22 protein-coding genes and 1 other RNA gene are annotated in these 20,676 nt (G+C 36.8%); 9 read left to right on the top strand and 14 right to left on the bottom strand.

The features are described 5' to 3' along the window. Positions 1-72: 72 nt before the first annotated feature. Positions 73-312: a putative signal transducing protein gene (locus ABD682_RS11685; protein ID WP_344741575.1), complete on the top strand. Its 240-nt coding sequence runs from the start codon at positions 73-75 to the stop codon at positions 310-312. Here ABD682_RS11685 and ABD682_RS11680 read toward each other — a convergent pair. Then, positions 309-1,934, bottom strand: a complete 1,626-nt coding sequence (locus ABD682_RS11680; protein ID WP_344741574.1) for an ABC-F family ATP-binding cassette domain-containing protein — start codon at positions 1,932-1,934, stop codon at positions 309-311. The genes ABD682_RS11685 and ABD682_RS11680 overlap by 4 nt on opposite strands. A gap of 217 nt (positions 1,935-2,151) precedes the next feature. Here ABD682_RS11680 and ABD682_RS11675 point away from each other — a divergent pair, with 217 nt between their 5' ends. After that, positions 2,152-3,549: a TlpA family protein disulfide reductase gene (locus ABD682_RS11675; RefSeq protein ID WP_344741572.1), complete on the top strand. Its 1,398-nt coding sequence runs from the start codon at positions 2,152-2,154 to the stop codon at positions 3,547-3,549. Between the two features lie 2 nt (positions 3,550-3,551). Here the strand turns inward: ABD682_RS11675 and ABD682_RS11670 are convergent, their stop codons facing one another. Next, entirely contained in the window at positions 3,552-4,355 is an 804-nt protein-coding gene (locus tag ABD682_RS11670; RefSeq protein WP_344741570.1) for an SDR family oxidoreductase, read from the bottom strand. Between the two features lie 56 nt (positions 4,356-4,411). After that, an RNA gene (ffs, locus tag ABD682_RS11665) (signal recognition particle sRNA small type) lies at positions 4,412-4,510 on the bottom strand. Between the two features lie 86 nt (positions 4,511-4,596). Here ffs and ABD682_RS11660 point away from each other — a divergent pair. The 4 genes from ABD682_RS11660 to ABD682_RS11645 all read left to right on the top strand — a co-directional run bounded on the left by ABD682_RS11660 (position 4,597) and on the right by ABD682_RS11645 (position 7,396). Then, entirely contained in the window at positions 4,597-5,631 is a 1,035-nt protein-coding gene (locus ABD682_RS11660) for a glutaminyl-peptide cyclotransferase (protein WP_344741569.1), read from the top strand. Between the two features lie 165 nt (positions 5,632-5,796). After that, positions 5,797-6,396, top strand: a complete 600-nt coding sequence (locus ABD682_RS11655) for a hypothetical protein (RefSeq protein ID WP_344741568.1) — start codon at positions 5,797-5,799, stop codon at positions 6,394-6,396. Between the two features lie 187 nt (positions 6,397-6,583). Continuing rightward, positions 6,584-7,090, top strand: coding sequence for a YybH family protein (locus ABD682_RS11650; RefSeq protein WP_344741567.1), 507 nt, complete (start codon positions 6,584-6,586; stop codon positions 7,088-7,090). Between the two features lie 99 nt (positions 7,091-7,189). Then, on the top strand, positions 7,190-7,396 hold the full coding sequence (locus tag ABD682_RS11645) for a hypothetical protein (protein WP_344741566.1): 207 nt from the start codon (positions 7,190-7,192) through the stop codon (positions 7,394-7,396). A gap of 1 nt (position 7,397) precedes the next feature. Here the strand turns inward: ABD682_RS11645 and ABD682_RS11640 are convergent, their stop codons facing one another. From ABD682_RS11640 to ABD682_RS11620, 5 genes are read right to left on the bottom strand one after another with little or no spacing between them, the layout of a single operon-like run. After that, positions 7,398-8,576, bottom strand: coding sequence for a hypothetical protein (locus tag ABD682_RS11640; RefSeq protein WP_344741564.1), 1,179 nt, complete (start codon positions 8,574-8,576; stop codon positions 7,398-7,400). Positions 8,577-8,581: 5 nt separating this feature from the next. Then, the gene (locus ABD682_RS11635; RefSeq protein ID WP_344741563.1) at positions 8,582-9,301 is read right to left on the bottom strand and encodes an ABC transporter ATP-binding protein; all 720 of its coding nucleotides are present in this window, start codon (positions 9,299-9,301) and stop codon (positions 8,582-8,584) included. Positions 9,302-9,312: 11 nt separating this feature from the next. Then, complete coding sequence (locus ABD682_RS11630) at positions 9,313-10,524, bottom strand: ABC transporter permease (protein WP_344741562.1); 1,212 nt, start codon at positions 10,522-10,524, stop codon at positions 9,313-9,315. Positions 10,525-10,528: 4 nt separating this feature from the next. Then, on the bottom strand, positions 10,529-11,716 hold the full coding sequence (locus ABD682_RS11625; RefSeq protein ID WP_344741560.1) for an ABC transporter permease: 1,188 nt from the start codon (positions 11,714-11,716) through the stop codon (positions 10,529-10,531). A 31-nt stretch (positions 11,717-11,747) separates the two neighbouring features. Continuing rightward, entirely contained in the window at positions 11,748-12,518 is a 771-nt protein-coding gene (locus ABD682_RS11620; RefSeq protein WP_344741559.1) for an outer membrane lipoprotein-sorting protein, read from the bottom strand. 177 nt (positions 12,519-12,695) lie between these two features. On the opposite strand from ABD682_RS11620, the gene ABD682_RS11615 reads away from it, so the two are divergent. Genes ABD682_RS11615 through ABD682_RS11605 form a run of 3 tightly spaced genes read left to right on the top strand, consistent with a single transcriptional unit; the run spans position 12,696 to position 14,518 of the window. After that, complete coding sequence (locus ABD682_RS11615; RefSeq protein WP_344741558.1) at positions 12,696-13,226, top strand: YceI family protein; 531 nt, start codon at positions 12,696-12,698, stop codon at positions 13,224-13,226. 33 nt (positions 13,227-13,259) lie between these two features. Next, entirely contained in the window at positions 13,260-14,084 is an 825-nt protein-coding gene (ygiD, locus tag ABD682_RS11610; protein WP_344741557.1) for a 4,5-DOPA-extradiol-dioxygenase, read from the top strand. Positions 14,085-14,104: 20 nt separating this feature from the next. Beyond that, entirely contained in the window at positions 14,105-14,518 is a 414-nt protein-coding gene (locus ABD682_RS11605) for a DoxX family protein (protein WP_344741556.1), read from the top strand. A 75-nt stretch (positions 14,519-14,593) separates the two neighbouring features. Here ABD682_RS11605 and mnmE read toward each other — a convergent pair whose 3' ends face one another. The 6 genes from mnmE to ABD682_RS11575 form a co-directional block, all read right to left on the bottom strand. After that, positions 14,594-15,982 carry a tRNA uridine-5-carboxymethylaminomethyl(34) synthesis GTPase MnmE gene (gene mnmE, locus ABD682_RS11600; protein ID WP_344741555.1) on the bottom strand — a complete coding sequence of 463 codons (1,389 nt, stop codon included), beginning with the start codon at positions 15,980-15,982 and terminating at the stop codon, positions 14,594-14,596. A 1-nt stretch (position 15,983) separates the two neighbouring features. After that, entirely contained in the window at positions 15,984-16,823 is an 840-nt protein-coding gene (locus ABD682_RS11595; RefSeq protein WP_344741554.1) for a CvfB family protein, read from the bottom strand. 74 nt (positions 16,824-16,897) lie between these two features. Continuing rightward, on the bottom strand, positions 16,898-17,242 hold the full coding sequence (locus ABD682_RS11590; protein ID WP_344741553.1) for a DUF2853 family protein: 345 nt from the start codon (positions 17,240-17,242) through the stop codon (positions 16,898-16,900). Between the two features lie 39 nt (positions 17,243-17,281). Then, positions 17,282-19,042, bottom strand: coding sequence for a 2-succinyl-5-enolpyruvyl-6-hydroxy-3-cyclohexene-1-carboxylate synthase (gene menD / locus ABD682_RS11585; protein ID WP_344741552.1), 1,761 nt, complete (start codon positions 19,040-19,042; stop codon positions 17,282-17,284). Positions 19,043-19,090: 48 nt separating this feature from the next. Then, positions 19,091-20,215 carry a chorismate-binding protein gene (locus tag ABD682_RS11580; RefSeq protein ID WP_344741551.1) on the bottom strand — a complete coding sequence of 375 codons (1,125 nt, stop codon included), beginning with the start codon at positions 20,213-20,215 and terminating at the stop codon, positions 19,091-19,093. After that, complete coding sequence (locus ABD682_RS11575; RefSeq protein WP_344741550.1) at positions 20,212-20,640, bottom strand: PaaI family thioesterase; 429 nt, start codon at positions 20,638-20,640, stop codon at positions 20,212-20,214. Before ABD682_RS11575 ends, ABD682_RS11580 begins: the two co-directional genes overlap by 4 nt. Positions 20,641-20,676: the final 36 nt, after the last annotated feature.

Here is a 20,676-nt window from a genome sequence, read left to right as displayed (position 1 = left end):
CCAAAAGAGCCTGTATAAGCGGGCTCTTATCGTTTTATTTCGTATCTTAAGTACAGGATAAAATACGTTATTATGGCTCATCAGGATTATATTAAAATTTATACCGGCGAATTCATTACGGTACAACGCATCAGTGACATTTTAGAAAATGAAGGTATTACTCCTGTGATAAAAGACCGCACCGGAAGTGGTTTAACACCACTTTTTGGGGCATCCAATCCATCCGTTCAGGAAATTCACGTTCATAAAGAAGAATTGGACAATGCCGTTAAAATCGTTGAAAGCTTTCTTAGTGAATTACAAAACGACTAAGCCTCAACGGCGTACATTTTATCGCGTTGCTCTCTAATGTTTTTATCCTGCATGTATTCGTCGAAGGTCATGTAACGATCGATGATTCCATTAGGGGTCAATTCAATCACACGATTAGCCACAGTTTGCGCAAATTCATGATCATGTGTGGTAAACAAAATAGTCCCTTTAAAATTCTTCAGTGAATTATTAAACGCAGTAATACTTTCGAGATCCAGGTGGTTTGTTGGTTCATCTAACATCAATACATTGGCACGTTGCATCATCATACGGCTCAACATACATCGCACTTTTTCTCCTCCGGAAAGTACATTCGATTTTTTTAAGGCTTCATCACCACTAAAAATCATTTTTCCAAGAAAACCACGAATGTATACTTCTTCGCGCTCTTCTTCCGTCTTCGCCCATTGGCGCAACCAATCTACTAAAGACAGATCATTATTAAAATACTCACTATTATCTAAAGGCAAATAGGATTGCGTTGTAGTGACACCCCATTGGAATTTACCGGCATCAGCCTTTTCTTTTCCGTTAATGATCTGATAAAAAGCAGTTGTGGCTCTGGAATCTCTGGAAAATACCACAACCTTATCGCCTTTTTTAAGATTCAGATCAATATTTCGAAAAAGAAGTTCCCCGTCAAGAGAAGCTTGCAAGCCTTCAATATTCAAAATCTGGTCTCCTGCTTCACGTTCACGTTCAAAAATAATAGCAGGGTAACGACGACTACTTCTTCGGATTTCACCAATATTCAATTTTTCCAACATCTTCTTTCTACTGGTGGCCTGCTTACTTTTGGCAACGTTGGCAGAAAAACGTCGGATAAACTCTTCCAATTCCTTTTTCTTCTCCTCTGCTTTTTTATTCTGCTGGGCGTGCTGTCTGGCAGCTAACTGAGAAGACTCATACCAAAAGGTGTAGTTACCGGAATAGTGATTTATCTTTCCAAAATCGATATCCGAAATGTGGGTACAAACCGCGTCTAAAAAGTGACGGTCGTGAGATACCACAATAACACAATTATCATAATTCGCCAGGAAATTTTCCAGCCAGGAAATAGTTTCATAATCCAGATCGTTTGTAGGCTCATCCATGATCAGTACATCCGGATTTCCGAACAATGCCTGAGCTAAAAGCACACGTACCTTTTGTTTACCATCCAGATCACTCATCAAATTGTAATGCAAATCCTCTTTAATACCCAAGTTCGAAAGTAAAGCTGCGGCATCACTGTCGGCATTCCAACCGTTCATTTCTTCAAAAGCAACCTGCAACTCTCCTATTTTCTCGGCATTTTCATCAGAGTAATTGGCATAAAGAGCATCAATTTGAGTTTTCAATTCAAATAAAGGCTTATTTCCCATTAAAACAGTTTTCAAAACTGTATGATCATCGTATAAGTTGTGATTTTGCTCCAACACAGACATACGTTTTCCGGATTCTAAAGAAACATGACCCGACGTTGGATCCATTTTTCCTGAGATAATTTTCAGAAACGTTGATTTACCGGAACCGTTCGCCCCTATAATACCATAGCAATTACCACTATTAAATGTGGTATTTACATCGTCAAAAAGCACGCGTTTTCCGAATTGAACTGATAAGTTGGATACTGTTAACATAGCCCTATTTTAATATTTCGGCAAAAGTAGAAAATTGAATCCTTTAATCGAAACTTAAATAGCTATTTTTAACGTTCCAAAGGGTTTATAGCTCCAATGTTAAGTAAATATTAACAACGCCTTAACAGGAGTTTATTAGAACAAGATTTATTTTTGTTAAGGATAAATATATTCAGACGGATTTATGAGGTTATATATTTCGATAGTTTCGCTTGTAATGTCCGCCCTCTTTCTGGGATGCGCCAATAAGGCAAACGACACTAACAACGATTATGCATATTTTGGGGGTGAAATTGTAAATCCTCAAAGTAATTATATCATTTTAACTAAAGACGAAAAACCCATCGATACCATCATGCTCGATGGTAAAAATCGTTTTATGTATAAATTTGATCATGTAGAAGAAGGTCTTTATTCTTTCTATCATGGTGGCGAACTTCAAATGATAATGCTCGAACCAAAGGATAGCCTGTTGATTCGTTTGAATACCATGGAATTTGACGAATCCCTGGTTTTTTCAGGTATCGGTTCAAAACGCAACAATTTTCTTATCAACGATTTTCTTGAAAACGAGAAAACGAAGCCCCGTTTGTACAGCTATTGTCAATTATCTCCAGAGGATTATATAAGTCATATCGATTCTGTTAAGGCGTCAAAAATGCAAAAACTTAATGATTTTGTAGCGAAATACGGTGCTTCAGAGATGTTTAAGGATTTTGTGAAAACAAACGCCGAATACAGTTATTATTCAAGTAAGGAAATTTATCCGTTTTTACACCGAGGTAAGAACAAAAGAGAAATTCTAGCATCTTTACCTGATGATTTTTTCGATTACAGAAAAAATATTGATTACAATGATGAAAAGCTTAAAGATCATTTTTTATATAGAGCTTTCTTACGTTACAGTTTTAATACCGAAGCATTGCAGGAACATCTCAATCATACCAATAAGGATAGCTTTGGACGTACCTCGCTGTGCTACAATATGGATAAATTAAAACTGATTGATAGTTTGGTAAAAAATCCTAAAATGAAGGACGACCTCTTGTATTACTTCACCATAAATTATCTTACACAGTGCAAGAATTTGGATAATAATCAGAAAGTTTTGAATTTCTTTTTAGCCAAAAGCAAAAACTCCAAAAATAACCAGACTCTAGAACGATTTAATACAGCAGTTCAAAATTTACAGATAGGTCATGATTTTCCAAACATAGCACTGGTGAATTATGACAATCATGATGTAAACATTAATGATGTTATAAAACAACCTACAGTGATATCATTTTGGTCCAATGATTATTTCAATCATTTCAGAGAAAGTCATTTTAAGATTAAAGAACTCCGAAAAAAATATCCTGAGGTGAACTTTATCATGATAAACATTGATGACTTGTCGAATTCTGATAAATCAAAATTAGCATTAAAGCAAAACCGGTTTGGTTATACAAATGAATATTTTTTAAAAGATCCGAAGAAATCTGCTGAAGATCTGGCAGTTTATCCGATGACCAAAACCTTCTTAGTGAATCATAACGATAAGATTGTGAATAACAATACCAACATTTTTTCTGTTCATTTTGAAGAACAACTCTTAGGCTTGATCAACCAGTAATCCTAGAGTTTATAATGTTTCATCAACATTTTTTCGTAGACTTTATCCGGTAAAATCCGTTTTAATACTATTGAAAATTTTTGCAAAAAGTCCCCTACTTTGTAGTGGCCTTTAGGGTTTTTAGATTGAATAATCTTATAAACTGCCAAGGCCATTTCCTTAGGATCACTACCACTATCAACATGAGAATTCATTAAATCAAGTGTATTTTTATAAGAGGTTTTATAGGGCGAATCCTCCAAAACGGGTGCATGATAACGTCCGGAAGCAATATTGGTAGCAAAATCACCTGGAGCCACGTTGGTCAAATGAATATTAAAAGCTTTGATTTCCATCCGAAATGCCTCCGTAATAAGTTCTAAGGCTCCCTTACTAGCACTGTAAAAACCGCGAAATGGCAATCCCATGTACCCAGCTATTGAAGTGACATTAATAATAAGTCCGGAATTTTGTTTCCGCATTTGCGGAAGAACCGCCTTAATGACATTTATGGGTCCGAAAAAATTAGTTTCAAAGTGTTTTTTAATTTCTTCCTCGGGAGTTTCTTCAATAGGCCCTGTAATTCCCACACCAGCATTATTAATTAAAACATCAAGACGATCTTCAATAGAAATCACGCGCTTTACAGCCTTTTCAATACTCATGGTATCGGTAACATCCAAAGGCAAAATAGGAAATAAACTATCCTTGTAATTTTCAGGAGACCTACTGGTACCATAAACTTTAAAATCTTTGGATTTTAAAAATTCCCCGATTGATTTCCCGATACCGGAAGACCCTCCGGTTATAAGAACGACTTTACCCATGGGTTAAAATTTAGAATTTAAATATAGGAAGATTTACCAAACTTAAGGGCATAAAAAAAGGGCAAGCTACCTACATCACACCGCTACGACCGTCTACCTTTGCTTCGTTCCCGACCTGGAGGATTCAACAGGAGCTGGTTGTGCAGGACTTGCCCGTGCAAAGATACAATCTTTTAAAATTTTCACAATGATTTTTGAAACTGATTTTAAATAAATACCTTGCTTTAAAATTGATAAAAACATGATATTATATAAAGCCCTACCAATCATATTTTTAGGCGTCTTTTTTATAGGCTGTGGTTCTAATTCCGGAAATAAAAAAAGTGATTTTAGCATAAACACTAATGCCAGCCGAGGAAGTCTATCTATAAACCAAACACTTAATCTGAGTTTGGAAAATAAAAAGAATCATACCATTGATTCTATAGTTTATACTTTAGAAGGACAACGTATTGCTGCTGAGACGGCGCTTCAGGATTTTAAACTTGGAAAACACCTTATTGAGGCTACGGTATATTTTGAAGGTCAAAAACAAAAAGCAAAAACACGAATTGAGATCCTAAACGATGCACCGCCAAAAATTTATACTTATAAGATTATTAATGAATATCCTCATGATATTACCTCATATACCCAGGGTTTAGAGTTTTATAACGATACACTTTATGAAAGCACCGGGCAATATAAAGAATCGAAATTGCGACAAGTAGATTATAAAACAGGAAAAGTTCTAAAAAATATCGATCTGCCGAATGCCTTTTTTGGTGAAGGATTAACCGTTTTAAATAACAAAATATACCAACTTACCTGGCGTGCCGGTCGCGGTTTTGTTTACGATCTACAAAGTTTTAAAAAGCTGAAAAGTTTTGAGTACGGACAAAGTAAAGAAGGTTGGGGATTATGTAATGATGGTAAGGTTATTTACAAAAGCGACGGCTCTGAAGATATTTGGATTTTAGATTCGGAAACATTAGAAGAAAAAAGTCATATTCAAGTTTACACTAACAAAGGAAAAATTGTTGAGATCAATGAATTAGAATGGATCAACGGCATGATCTACGCTAACCGTTATCAAAAAAACGGTGTGGCGATTATTAATCCGAAGAATGGCGCCGTAACCGGGGTAATTGACTTTACGCCACTTCGAAGAAAAGTTACTCAGCATCCTGATCTGGATGTTTTGAACGGTATTGCTTATAACCCAAAAACCAATACCATTTTTGTTACCGGTAAAGATTGGGATAAACTTTTTGAGGTTGAAATTGTGGAAAAATAAGGTTTGGTTAATTGATTTGTTTATAGCTCAAACTATTGCGGTTTCATTACTCATATGCGCTTAAAGAGTTATTTAGGTTTAAAAAATTTGAATTTTTCTAAAGCTTAGAAAATTTATTTAGTACTTTAGTGGTACAACTGCACCTGGAATATAACACAGACCATTATGAGTACCTTCATCAAAAGTGAATCAGAGAGAAACAAACTGAAATTGCTTTTGAAGCTTTTCTCTCCTATTATTTCAGTGATCATTTTAATTGCTACAGATGCCAATTTTTATGTTTATCCGGTTGTATTTAGCCTCATTGTCGCTCTTACCAATCTGGAACATTTAAAACACAAAACGATTATTGGCGTTCTGCTGTGCGTTGCATTTTCGTATATCGCCTTTTTCGTGGGGATTTTAGGCGCTAATATATTGGACAAGATTTTTGTAGCCTTAGGCATTCAAAAAGAGTTTCGGTTGTTTGTTGGCTTGAATTTAGATGTGGTTTATACCATTTCTACCTTTGTGTTATCACCTATGGCCGTTTTCTTTCTTTTTAAATATGTTTTTAAATTTCCAAAAACCAAGATCACATTTTGGACACAATTTTTTGCCATAATCATCCTGATCATGAACAGTATGGTTCCTGAATGGGCTTTTGGCCTTTTCAACGTATTCAATTTTTGGCAGATCATTATGATCCTGGCCTTACAGATCATCATGAACCAAAGTGCTTTGATTTTCCCGGGTACACATAAAAATAATCAAGTGGTACTTTAGCTCAGGTATATTTTTCTCAGATATAATATTTTTCATTTAAATAACCTATATTTAAATCATTGAAACCCAGTGTTTTTAAATAAAATTAGTGAGGTTTCATACCCTTATTTCTATATTTAACCTCAGTTACATGGTGATGGGGAAGCCGAAAACCACTAAGAGTAGGCAGATCTTAATATGTATAAACATGAAACCTCTTTTGAAACCCCTAGCCTCTATTTTTTTAGTTCTTAGTATTCTTAGTCTTTGGAATTGCAAACAAGAACAAAAAGAAACATCACCACAAGAAATGCCTAAACCTGCGACAGTTCAGGAACTCGGACAGATGAATAGGGATTTTGTTGAAGCACTAAAAGCACATGATGCGGTTGCAGCGGCTAACCTATATGATGAAAACGCCTCGCTCCTACCTCCAAACGAAGATATTGTTACCGGTCGGGAAAATATTCGAGCCTATTGGCAAGGCGCTATCGATGCCGGAATTATTGATGCCAGTGTAAAAACCTTGGACGCTAAAAGTGACGGGGATCTTGGATACGAAATAGGAACTTTTGAATTGCGCTTTTTGGGTCCTGATAATGATACCATCGTAGATACAGGAAAATTCACTGAAATATTACAAAGAAACCAAGAAGGTAAATGGATCTCGCTTTATGGTATGTGGAGTAACAATGCGCCTGTAGAAACGGAATAAAGAGTTTCGACCTGGAAGACCTAAATATATTTAAATCTTGTAATTTTTGCTGACAAATTAAATATTGATTACATTTCTTTTTAATTTAAATTATTTGAAATGTCAATAACAAGGCAATCTATAATAGGAGGAATTATTTCCGGATTAGTTTATGCAGCGATTATGGCTGGTTTTGATTATTATGAAGACAACTCCTTTAATTTGAAAATTTTCATGCTAAACTTTGTTCTTTTTGGTCTCTTTATGGGATTATATACCACTTTTAGACTCCGAAAAAAGGCTAAATCAAAGGAGAAATCAAATTAATTTAAAAACTCCATTTCGTCCTTAAAAAAACAGTATGTGACAGACCATTAAACGATTTTTGTTCTTCAGCAAAAAACGATTGAAACACAAGGTCCAGATCAAAATTAGTTGCCATATTATAACTAAGTGCAGGTAGCAGAATGACAAGGTTTGTTCCCGGTGAATAAATACCGGTAAGACTACCATTAAAAAGTGGCGTGAATTGTTTTCTCAGGCTAAACGTTGTATTCCACTTTGTAGGCATCAAATATTGTGGGGAAAGATCAAATGATATGGCGCTCCAATCCGTTAGGGGCTTATTATAACCCATACTATTGTAAAGAAAACCTCCACCAATATACCAGCTGTTTTCAAAAAGATAATCCATTTCTAAAGTTAAATTCAGTAATGAATTTGTACTCTGATGCTTAAAATAATACTGACTTTCCCCCTTAAAACCAATATTCCCAATACTTCCTGACCAGCCTACACCTATAGTCATTGTGTTTTTAAAATATCCAGCTATAAACTGATAATCATAAAACTGTTCATTAAAGAAATATTTAATGGCAATCACTTTATTTTTCAAAGCTTTTGAAGAAGTGGCAGCCAACTCTAGATAGGACATCTCACCCCATTGGTAATTTAGTTTTATCGCATCTCGACCCGGTCGTTCTTCATAATCAAAATCTAAAAAATCATAGGTGTTAAAAATATCGTTAGGATTCCAAAGCGTGCTTATACCCCAATTAATGCGTTGACGACCTATGCGCATTTCTAAACGTTCACTTCTATACTGCAACCAGAACCTATCAATATTTGTGTGCATTACAAGATCTGGGCGATCTATCCATAAAATGGATAAATCCAGAAGTTCATTTTGATCCTTCAAAGCAATAGAAAACCCAGGTGTTTGTTGAAGTAATTCCCCCCAAAATATACGGTTCCTCATTTCCAAAGCACTGCTTAAGCCAACGGCCCTACCATACTTCAAATTAATACGGTTGTGAATGAGGTTTCCGTCTATAATTTGCTCGCTATTTCTAAAAAAACTTAAATTCTGAAGGTCCTTGATGTAACCACTAATTTTTATTTTATCCTTTTTGGGAACAAGACTATCGGACTGTGCATGAAGTTCAAGTTGGATTAATCCAAATATGACTAATAATATTATTTTTATGGACTTATCAGCACGTTCCATGACTTTTAAGTTGCGTGAGCAATTTCATTTTTTATCGGACCAACCCCCGTATCCGAACTAATCTGGCCATCAACCAGAGTAATAACCCTTCTTGCCCGATCGATGACGCGTTGATCATGTGTTGAGAAAATAAAGGTCATACCTTCATCTTTATTCAACTTTGCCATAATATCCAAAAGATTAGAGGCCGATTTAGTATCTAAATTGGCTGTTGGTTCATCAGCCAATACAAATTTCGGTTTAGAGGCCAAAGCGCGCGCCACAGCAACTCGCTGCTGTTGTCCGCCTGATAGCTGTGCCGGTCTGGTATCCAGTTTTTCCAGTAGATCAATTTCCTTGAAAAGACTATTAACACGCGCATTTATAATTGATTTCCTCCAACTTTGTAAATGCATGATCAGCTCCACATTTTCCCGAGCGGTTAAAACCGGAATCAAGTTGAAGGACTGAAATACAAAACCAATATTTTGTAGGCGAAATTCAATCAATTTATTTGGAGATAGTTTGGTGATATCGATATCATTAATAATGATATTTCCCTGGTCCGGTTTGTCCAATCCCCCTAAAAGGTTCAGCAAGGTTGTTTTTCCGGATCCGGAAGGCCCTACCAAGGCTACAAATTCCCCTTTTTCCAAGTGCAAATGCACATTTTTTACCGCATGTACCGGAATCGTATCTGGGTTAAAGGTCTTACTAATCTTATGGGCATCAATGACTGTTTTCATGTTATAAAAATTTAGTGCCTTAGAGCATCAGCAGGCTGTAGTTTAATAGCTTTTATTGAAGGAAATAATGCCGAAATCAAGGCTGTTAAAAAAACAATGATCATAACCACTGGAAGACTATCTACGGGAAATTCAGGATAGATCATTGAGCTAAAACCAAAACCCGACATGGCTGCTTCAGAGAATGAGGATATATCAATACCAACGTGTCCAAAATAATTTGAGGTGAACCAGGATAATAAAATTCCAAATGGAACGCCTACGAAGGTTAGTAAGATTGTTTCGGTAAGAATCAATACAAAAACCCTTTTTCGATTCATACCCAACGCCGTTAACATCCCTATTTCCCGAGTACGTTCAAGTACAGACATCAGCATGGTATTAATAATGCCAAAAGCCAGGGCGAACATAATGATGACGACATAAATTATTGCAAACTGATCAACGTAACCAACCATGAGGTTCGTTTCGGGTGAAGTTTCTTTCCAGGTTTCTACTAAAAGCTTTGGAAAAAGAGTGGCAATCCGGTTTCGTACTATGTCAAGATCATCATCACGGTTCAATAAAACAACCACTTCATGGCTTCCTTGATCGATTCCCAGGTAGGTATTCAAAACAGGTTTTAAAACGTAAACGTTCAATTCATCCAAGGGTGCATTATCCGATTGATAAATTCCAAGAACCCCGAAAGCACCGGCGGTCAATTCATTATTAGTATCGGCAAAAGTTAAAACGAGTTTGCTGCCTAATTTTAATTTCATTTTATCTGCTAATTTCTTCCCGACAAGTATGCCTTGCTTTCCATTCATTGATAATTCATTACCTGAAATAATTTTATCTTTAAGTTGAGAGGCTTTATTTTCCGCCTCCGGTAGGATACCGTTAATTTTCACATTAGCGCTTCCTGTCGTTGTAGAGAGCATGCCCAGAGTTATACTTCGATCAGCAACAAACTTTATTTTATCTAAATTTTTGAGTGAATCTTTTACCGTAGCTCCTTGGAGTGTATATTTCGGATCGAAGTCGTCCTTAAATTTTGGATTGTGAATTTGAATATGGCCCACTTCCGAATCAATTACGATCCGCACTCTGGAAATCATAATACCCTGATACAGAGCCAGTACAAAAATGCCTGCAAAAAGTCCTATCGTAACAGATAAAATAATGATCAGACTGCGGGTTCTGTTTCTCCAAATATTTCTCCAGGCTAAAGACACATTCATGTTATCATTTTTTTAAAGATTCAATAGGATTCAATCGAAATACCTTTAATACGGGATACAGAGATAACACAAGACCTAAAATGAGTACAATCAAGCCTTGTTGTATAAAAATGCTGCTATCGGTAGAAGCGGGAAAAATGGGTTCAAAGCCAAATTCCTGATAGGTTTTAGCAAAATCGCCGGTAAATCGGATGGGATGCCATTTTAAATAATAAACCACAGGCAGGCTTACTAATATTCCAGCCAGGCATCCTGTAATTACCGTAAACAACGACTCAAGAATAAGCAGTGTACTTAATTTGATTTTTTTCATTCCAATAGCCACCAACATACCTAATTCATATTTTCGCTCAACCATCATCATTAGAAGGGTTCCAAAAATTCCAAAGCACACCAAAATATACAAGAGGAAAAAGATGATGTACATACTGGCATTGTCCGTTTTAATATGCTGGCTTACATCCGGCATCATCTCTTCCCACGTCATCACCTCGTAATCATCGTCGAGTAGATTCCTTAAGGAAACAACGGTTTCATCCATGGTTTTGGTTGATTTAAGATTTAAAACATAAGAGGTGAGCTTATTTTGAGCCCCAAACATACTTTGTGCTTCAGGCAGATTTAAATAAAGTGATTGCTTATTCAATTCCGGAGAACCAAATTTTAACATGCCCTTAATCCTGTATTTTCCGGTAGCCATGGCGCCATGATATCCCTGACCTAATAACACAATGGTGTCATAAAGCTTTACTCGCATACGATCGGCCAGACCTTCACTTATTAAAATATCAGGGTCATCATCTTTTAGGTAACTCCCTGAAATAATTTTACTTTTCAATTTGGTGATCTCATTTTCTCTGGCGGGAGCAATACCCACCACCAAACATCCTTTTGTGAGAGAATCTGTGGCAACTAAAGCGAAGGATTCTAACCGGGGGGCAATACTTTCTATATTTTCATTTGATAAAATTTTATTTTGAACTGAGTTTTTGTTTTCAAATACATTATCCAAAATCTGTTCATCCCAAAAGCCCATTTTATGAACCTGAACGTAACCATTATAAAAACCAACTACATTTTTTATTAAATTATCAAAAACACCAACTTGAAAACTACTCGTAACTACTGCAAGAAGAATAGCAAAGAATACTGCAGAAGTTGTTATTGCCGTGCGAGAGCGGTTTCGCCACATATTTTTCCATGCCAATTTTAAAACCCACATATTAGTTCAAATATTTCATTCGATTCAAGGTGAAAAATTCATCTTTGATTGTTCTGTCAAAAAGAATTGTTTTATAGATAATTTCTGTTTTTTGATTTTCCTTATCCATTGGAATCATTTCAACCCGAGTTGGAATGAGTCTGCCATCCATTATTTGAATATCATAGGCATTCATGATATTGACCACATTTCCGTCTTCATCAAAAAATTCAGTATATAATTCCAGAAAGTCCTGCTTATCAATGAAAACCATAAGTTTACTCCAAACTACAGCGGTTTCCGGCTTCGGAATCATCTCGATCATATAACAAGGTTTATTGCGGATTATGGTATCGCCAATAATGCTGTGATGGTAATCTGATACTATAGAAGATTCCTTTACAAGATCATCATTAGTGAAATCGGTTCCCATCCAGGATTGACTCATCATGGAGGGCGGAAGCTTTATGGAGCGTTCAATGGTCGGTATCCAGTTCCAAACCTCTTTTCCTCGTTTTAAAAAAACAGTGCCTTTATCTCTTGCCGGAGATTGAATTAATAGCATGGCAAAATCAGTTCCCTTCATCCAGGTTTTTACATCCATTTCACGGGACCAGGTTGCTCTGGATGTAATTATAACCAGTTCGGCCTGAGACGTTTTTCCACGCATATTATCATCTGCCTTTTTCACAATTTCTTCGGCAGTTTGAGCCCAAATTTGGCTTGTGAAAATCATCAGTGATAAACCAATTAAATTACGGGAGAATAATGAATGCTGAGATGTACTTTTCATAGTTTACCAACTTTCAACTTTTACCAAACTAAGGTATCTGTTTGTTACATAAACCAAAATGATATGGGTCAGGTAATTCGTTCCTGAATTAATTAAGGATCGCCAGATGTTAAACTAGTTCATTTTTTATGGCTTAGTATTTAAATACCTTTGTTTCAAACAATAAAAAATACTATTATGAAAAATACAAAATGGGTTATAGACCCCGATCACAGTGAAGTAGGATTTAAAGTAAAACACCTTATGATATCCAATGTAAAGGGATATTTCTCTGATTTTGAAGGAAGCATAGAAGGTGAAGATTTTACAAAATCACCAATTGAGGTAAAAATAGACACTGCCTCGGTTTCAACGAATAGTGCAGACAGAGACAAACACCTAAGAAGCGAAGATTTTTTTAACGCTGATAAATTTGGAGCCATGACCTTCAAATCAAAATCTATTGAAAAAGTAGATGATGATGAATACAAATTAAAAGGTGATCTAACTATTAAAGATACTACCAAGGAAGTTGAGTTGGATGTTGATTTTGGTGGTGAAAATAAAGACCCTTGGGGAAATCAAAGATTAGCATTTGAGATCAATGGCAAAATAAATCGTAAAGACTGGGGCTTAAACTGGAATTCTGCATTAGAAACCGGTGGTGTTCTTGTAGGCGATGAAGTTAAATTAAATGCCGAAGTTCAATTTATCAAACAAGAGGCATAAGTAAAAAATGAAACCATTTAACAATGGTTTACTATGATCTTGAAAGATTTACATAACATGACCTCAAACTTGAATAATACAGGCAAAATGCCTGTATTATTTCTTGGTCATGGTAGCCCCATGAATGCCATTGAAAACAATGAATTTGTTGAAGGGTTCAGACAAGTTGGTAATACGTTGAAGCGTCCACGTGCTATTCTTTGTATTTCGGCACATTGGGAAACTAATGGCACTTATGTAACAGCCATGCCAAATCCTAGAACCATTCATGATTTTGGAGGTTTTCCTAAGGCATTATTCGACGTCCAATATCCTGCTCCGGGAAGTCCGGAATTAGCTCAGGAAACTAAAAACATCATTAAAAAAACAGCCGTTGGACTGGATGATAAATGGGGTCTGGATCATGGTGCTTGGAGTGTTATAAAACATATGTATCCTGAGGCTAATATCCCGGTTATACAAATGAGTATCGATTACTCAAAACCGGCAAAATATCATTTTGAATTAGCCAAAGAATTGCAATTACTTCGCCGTAAAGGAATTTTGATTGTTGGAAGTGGTAATATGGTTCACAACCTTCGAAAGGTGGCCTGGAACAAATTAAATGAAACATTTGCCTATGATTGGGCAATCGAGGCTAATGAACTTATGAAAAGCTATATTCTTAGCGGAAATTATGAAAATCTTATTAATTTTAGATCGCAAGGAACGGCTTTTGATTTAGCAATACCCACGCCGGAACATTATTTACCTTTGCTTTACGCTTTGGCATTAAAAGAAGAGTCCGAAGACATTTCAATATTTAATGACAAACCCGTTGGAGGATCCCTAACGATGACCTCTGTTAAAATTGGTTAACCCAAATCGATTATAATATTATGAAAACATTATTTAACAAACAATACAATGAAACTTCTTTGAGCCTGGTATCCCTTATTTTAAGAGTAGGTGCCGGTGCCATGATGCTCACACATGGTTATCCAAAATTTCAAATGCTATTTAGCGAGACCATTAAATTTCGTGAAGTTATGGGTATGAGTGCTTCTACCTCATTAGCTCTAGCCGTTTTTGCTGAAGTGATCTGCTCAATCTTTCTAATTCTGGGCTTATTTTCCCGAACCGCAACGATTCCTTTAATCATAACCATGCTTGTTGCAGTTTTTTTAATTCACGGCGATGATCCCTTTTCCAGACAAGAGCTAGGCCTTCACTATGTAATAGCTTACGTTGCTATTTTAATTTTAGGAAGTGGGAGATTTTCTTTGGATAGAATACTATCGCGAAAAAAATGAATTTAATTAGTTAAATTATCCCAAATTTTCGGTAGTCGTTGTGGGTTGGTGGAAGTTAAGCGTAACTGATTGAAGTTACTTTCCAATACAAAAATTAGCAAATATATTACCAAGCAGATCATCCGAAGTGATCTCTCCTGTGATCTCGCCAAAATGGTACAGCGCCTGACGGATATCGATGGCTAAAAGATCACCTGACAGTCCGGATTCTAAGCCGTCCTTCACTTTAGAAACTTCTTCCAAGGCTTTTAACAACGCATCATAATGACGCGTATTCGTAACGATGGTATTATTATTTTGAAGGGCCCCGGTGTTCACAAAACCCAGTAATTTATCCTGGAGCTCATCTACACCAAATTTTGTTTTTGCAGAAAGTAATGCTACCTCCGAAATTTGAGATTGCAATTCGGATTTTTGTACATCCGAAATACTGTCAACCTTATTCGCTAGAACGATCAGCGGTTTTTGAGGATATTTATTTTTGATTTTTTCAATTTCAACCTTAAATGTGGCTTTCTCCTCTGAAAACGCTCCGGCGTCAAATAAATAGATCACAACCTGCGCCTGCTCTATCTTTTCAAAGGTTCTTTTAATACCTATACTTTCAACAACATCCTGAGTTTCGCGAATTCCCGCCGTATCAATAAATCGGAAACCTACGCCTCCTATCGAAATTTCATCTTCAATAGTGTCTCTGGTGGTTCCGGCGATTTCTGAAACGATAGCGCGCTCTTCATTCAAAAGGGCATTAAGCAAGGTTGATTTACCTACGTTCGGCTCGCCAACAATTGCTACCGGAATACCATTCTTAATGACGTTACCCACGGCAAATGAGTCGATCAATCGCTTCAATACAAACAATATGCGATCTACTAACGCTTTAAATTCCGAACGGTCTGCAAACTCAACATCTTCTTCAGCAAAATCCAGTTCCAATTCGATCAAAGAAGCGAAGTTCAAGAGTTCTTCACGAAGTTTTGCGATCTCAGATGAAAATCCGCCTCGCATTTGTTGCATAGCGATCTGGTGTGACGCTGCATTATCACTGGCAATAAGATCGGCTACAGCTTCAGCCTGACTCAAATCTAATTTACCATTTAAAAACGCACGTAAAGTGAATTCACCGGCAGTGGCCATACGGCAGCCTTTTCGGAGGAATAATTGAATGATTTCTTGCTGAATATAATTTGAACCATGACAAGAGATTTCAACAACATCTTCACCGGTATATGAATTTGGATTTTTGAAGACTGAAGCCAAAACCTCATCGATCGTACGCTCTTCATCAACAATATGTCCTAAATGAATGGTATGCGTTTTTTGATCGCTTAGTTTTTTTCCGGATACAGAGCGAAACTGACTATCAGCTACAGCAATAGCCTCCGGTCCCGAAAGCCGAATCACAGCGATGGCACCTGCTCCGGATGGTGTTGCTAAAGCTATAATAGTATCCTGATTGATCATTTTATTCTGAATCTTTCAAATAAATACCTTCGGGTTTAATATCTATCAAACGTTGTTTGTAGAGTGTTCCTATGGCTTTTTTAAAATTCTTTTTACTCATTTGAAGTTCCTGCTTTATGGCATCAGGACTCGACTTATCATTCAAATTTAAAAAACCTTCATGATCTTCAAGGGTCTTTAAAATCTTATCAGCATTAGGTTCAATACTGCGATATCCTATTTTTTCCAGTACAATATCGAGTTTGTTCCCGGGGCGGATCTTCTTAACATAACCCTTCATGGTATCCCCGACACTAATATCCTTAAAAATATTGTTTTTGTGAATTAGTCCGCTATGCTTTTTATTAACGATCACATTCCAACCCATATCCGAGGGATGAGATGCTATAATATCTACCGCATCAAATTCCTTAACTGTAAGATCTTTATTGTCTAAAAAATGATTCGTTTTACTGGACGCTACAAGGCGATCCGTTTTTTCATCCAAATAACAATAAACCAAATACCAACCACCAGCCTTCATTTTAAAGGCTTGCTCTTGAAACGGACAAAATAGTTCTTTGGTTAAGCCCCAATCCAGAAAAGCACCATACTCGGTAACCTGACTGCAACGTAGCAAACCAAAGTCACCTCTCATGACATAGGGCGTTTCCGTGGTAGCTACCGGACGTTCCTCATGATCCAGATATACAAAAACATCAATCTTGTCCCAAATTTTAAAATGCTCCGGAACGTATTTATTCGGCAATAAAACCTGGTTATCTTCTTCATCAATCAGATAAACACCATGATCGGTTTCCCTAAGTATCTCTAGCGTATTGCGTTGTCCTAATTTTATCATGGCGCAAAGGTAATCATATTCCTTTTTGAAAAATAAAAAAGCGCTACAATTATGAAGCGCTTCCAAGTTAAATACTATGACAAGTAAATTGATTCCTTGCCGAAATGCCTGGTGAGTAAATAGTAGATCACAGCACGATATTTCACCCGATTCGATTGGCCATAATGCTCCACCACCTCAACGATAGCTTCATCCAGATCGGGGGTATCAGGTAAGCCTAACTTACCGATCAGGAAATTTGTTTTCACCCGTTCCAGTTCTGAAGGATCTGAACTCGAAACCGTTGCGGCATCAGGCTTATAAATTGAAGGTCCCAGCCCGATAGTAACTTTTGTTAGCAGCGCCATATCGGGTTGTGTATTGAATTTTTCTTTTAGTTCGGCAGCGTATTTTTCAATAAGTGCTTCGCGTTGATTCATGATTTTACGTTTTAAGATTGATATAAATTGAATGAAACTTTACTTCAAAAATTCGAAATAATGTAATAAGATAGAGTCGTTCAAGGTTCGTGGTGTAAATACTTCCAGCAATTGCGGTTGATCTTGGTCTTCAAAAAAGTCTTTTAATTCCTGTTGAAGTGTGTCTTCCGAATGGGCCTTGCGATATGTAAAACCAAACATTTTACATAAATGCGCTGCGGTAAGCTCGTGAGTCGTTTCAAAATAGGTATCAAAATTAGGTGTGTTTTTTTCACCCGGTAAAATTCTGAAAATACCTCCGCCGTTATTATTTAAAAGAATGATGCGGAAATTCTTAGGAATATATTTGTTCCAAAGCGCATTACTATCATAAAAGAAACTCAGATCGCCTGTAATAAAAACCGTTTGATTTTCACTTTGCACGGCGTAACCAATAGCTGTAGACGTGCTCCCGTCAATACCACTGGTACCACGATTACAAAATACCTCGATGGTTTTATTTAATTGAAACAATTGTAAATACCGAATCGCAGAACTGTTGGCAACATGCAGGTTTATTTTATTTGGTAAACTTTCTAAAACATGATGAAACACCAGAAAATCACAATAAGGAATATTATCTACATAGGCATCGTGACGCTCTATTCGCAATTGATTCTTAGATTGCCATTTTGGGAAATATGGTGATTCCAAATGAGGCTCAACCTGAGTGAGCAGCGTCTCAAAAAATAAATTTGGTGTCGATTTTATATGTCGATTCAAACAGAAAAAAGTATCGTTAGCCTGTAATAGATCTACATGCCAATGTTGATCTGGTTGATGCTTTCTCAAAAGGGCTTTGATGCGCTTTGAAACAATAAGACCACCAAAGGTCAATAAAATGTTTGGCCGAATATCTTTGCGCTCTTCTTCCGATAATGGCGTGATCAATTGATCGATACACGTAAAAAAGCTCTCATGATGTAAATTCGAAGTAGTTTCAGTAAGAACGATGACACTCGGATCCTGGGCCAAAAAATCCAACCATTTTTGTTCAACACTATTAGGAGGATTCACTCCTACTAATATCATTTTTTTGGAAGCCGAATTCCAATCGGATATAAAATGTTCTATTTCATTGGAATCTATTCCTAAACTCGATGGCTCCAAATCTGTTTTTAATGGAGAAACAGAGAGGGTTTCCACCGTGTCATAAAGTGGTTCATCAAAAGGAATATTTATATGAACAGGACCTGAGGTTTTGTAAGCGGTATTGATTGCTTTATTGATGGCTTTTTCATTAAACGCCTGTACTTCACCCTGAAGGTTTTCTGCATGTTCCGAGTCCGTTTCAATAAAATCACCTGCCGTTTGCAGTGCTTTAACCTTCATGGTTTTATCCCGATTCACATCGAGTTTCAAAACCGCTGAATAACGAATATGATTTTTGAAAACATAGGGTTGGTTTATGGTTTGTCCGTCTCCAATACCCACGAGATGATCAGGACGATCAGCCGATAAAACCACCAAAGGAATTCTACTAAAATAGGCCTCAGCTATTGCCGGATAATAGTTAAGTAGCGCACTACCTGAGGTACAAACCAGCGCGGTTGGTGTTTGTAATTTCTGAGCCATACCCAAAGCAAAAAAAGCAGCCGCACGTTCATCTACAATACTATAACATGTAAAAAACGGATCATGCGTGAAACTTATAGTGAGTGGCGCATTTCTACTTCCCGGCGAAATGATCACATGTTGAATTCCATGTTTTTTACAAAGTTCAGTTACGGTTTGCGCCAAAGGAATTTTTGAGTGGATCATGTATCAAATTTGTACTACAAAAATACGAAATATGCCACGAAAGAACAATCACAAAACCGATTTAATAACCATGGCTTTGGAAACGGTTTCCTGCCATTCTTCCTCAGGATCAGAATATGAGGTAATACCACCGCCAACATAAACAGAGGCGTGCGAATCTTCGAGAGACATGCAACGTAAATTCACATAAAGCTGTGTACTGTTCTGAGTTGAACCATAAGCACGATTCTCGATGTTTCGTTTACTTCGCCGAGGTGCTTTTGAAGCCAACATATTTAGCTCCCCCAGGAAACCGGTGTAAAACTTGCGATCATAAGTTTCGTTATCTAAAATGAACTGCATGGCTTTATCCTTTGGGAGGCCACAAACTGCAGGCGTGGGATGTAAATGAAATAAAAAATCTTTCAAACTGAAAGACGTATCTTTTAAGGTGCCCCAAATCTTTGTTTTCAGATGGAGTAAATTGGCTGCTTTTACCGTTTGAACATCGCTTACCTGAATATTATCAACAGCCGATTTAATGCGATCAACAATGTAATCAGTAACATATTGTTGTTCCTGAAGTTCTTTATTGCGCCAGCTAACATCCAAACTTCCTTCGTATTTTTGCGTACCGGCCAAAGCCATGATCGAAAATTGTTTGCCTTCCAACTTTACCAAAGTTTCAGGAGTGGCACCGAGCCACAAACCAACTTTGGGGTGATACCAACAATACACAAAAGCCGATTGATACTTGGATAACAGACGTTTAAAAATCAACAAGGGATCACTATTTTTTACAGCAATGTTTTCCTTCCTAGATAACACTATTTTATTAATATCCGATGCTTCAATCAAAGCTTTACCTTGAGCCACAAGCTGCATATGAGATTCTTTAGCATCTTCGTCTTCAATGAAATCTTCTTTCATCTGACCGGAAAATTCAATCTCAGGTTCAAAAGTTTCACATTGGATCTGTTCGGAGTCTTCCTGAGGAATTAATATGGTTGCATTTTTAGAATCGAAAGGTGAAAACACAAAGCCTGTATTCGAAAAATCTTTTGTAGTATGAAGTTCTGCCGTTTTCTGCAAGAAACCCTGCAATAGTGTTTGGTTCGGTTTTCGATAAACAACGAAGGGTAACTCCCGAAGAAATTGGCGATTTATGCGTTCAAAGAATGCGTCTGAGGTCATGCCTTCTTTTTTGGTAAAGAAATAGTTGATAATTTGCAGATAGAAACCAAGTTTCCGTCTTCGTCTGTTACTTTAATTTCAAATAATTGTGTGGTTCTGCCTTTATGGATAAAACGCGCTGTGGCATACACATAACCTGAGGTTACAGATTTGATATGATTGGCCGAAATTTCTGTGCCCCGAATAAAATAATTTTCAGAATCTAAAAATATATGACTTGCAAAACTTCCCACACTTTCAGCCAAAGCTGCCGTAGCACCCCCGTGTAAAACACCATCCGGTTGATGCACTTTGGAACTTACAGGCATTTTTGCTTTTAACCAATCCTCCCCAAGATCAATAATTTCAATACCCAAAGTTTCCATGAGGGTATTTTTACTCATTAAATTGCAGCGTTCTAAAATTTCCTCTTTAGATAAAGTCATATCATCTTTTAATTAGGAGCACAAAAATACGAAATG

This window comes from Gaetbulibacter aestuarii, from assembly GCF_039537665.1.
GTDB classification, from domain to species: domain Bacteria; phylum Bacteroidota; class Bacteroidia; order Flavobacteriales; family Flavobacteriaceae; genus Gaetbulibacter_A; species Gaetbulibacter_A aestuarii.
Note: the sequence above shows the minus strand (reverse complement) of the source record. Positions and strands in the feature narration are given on the sequence as shown.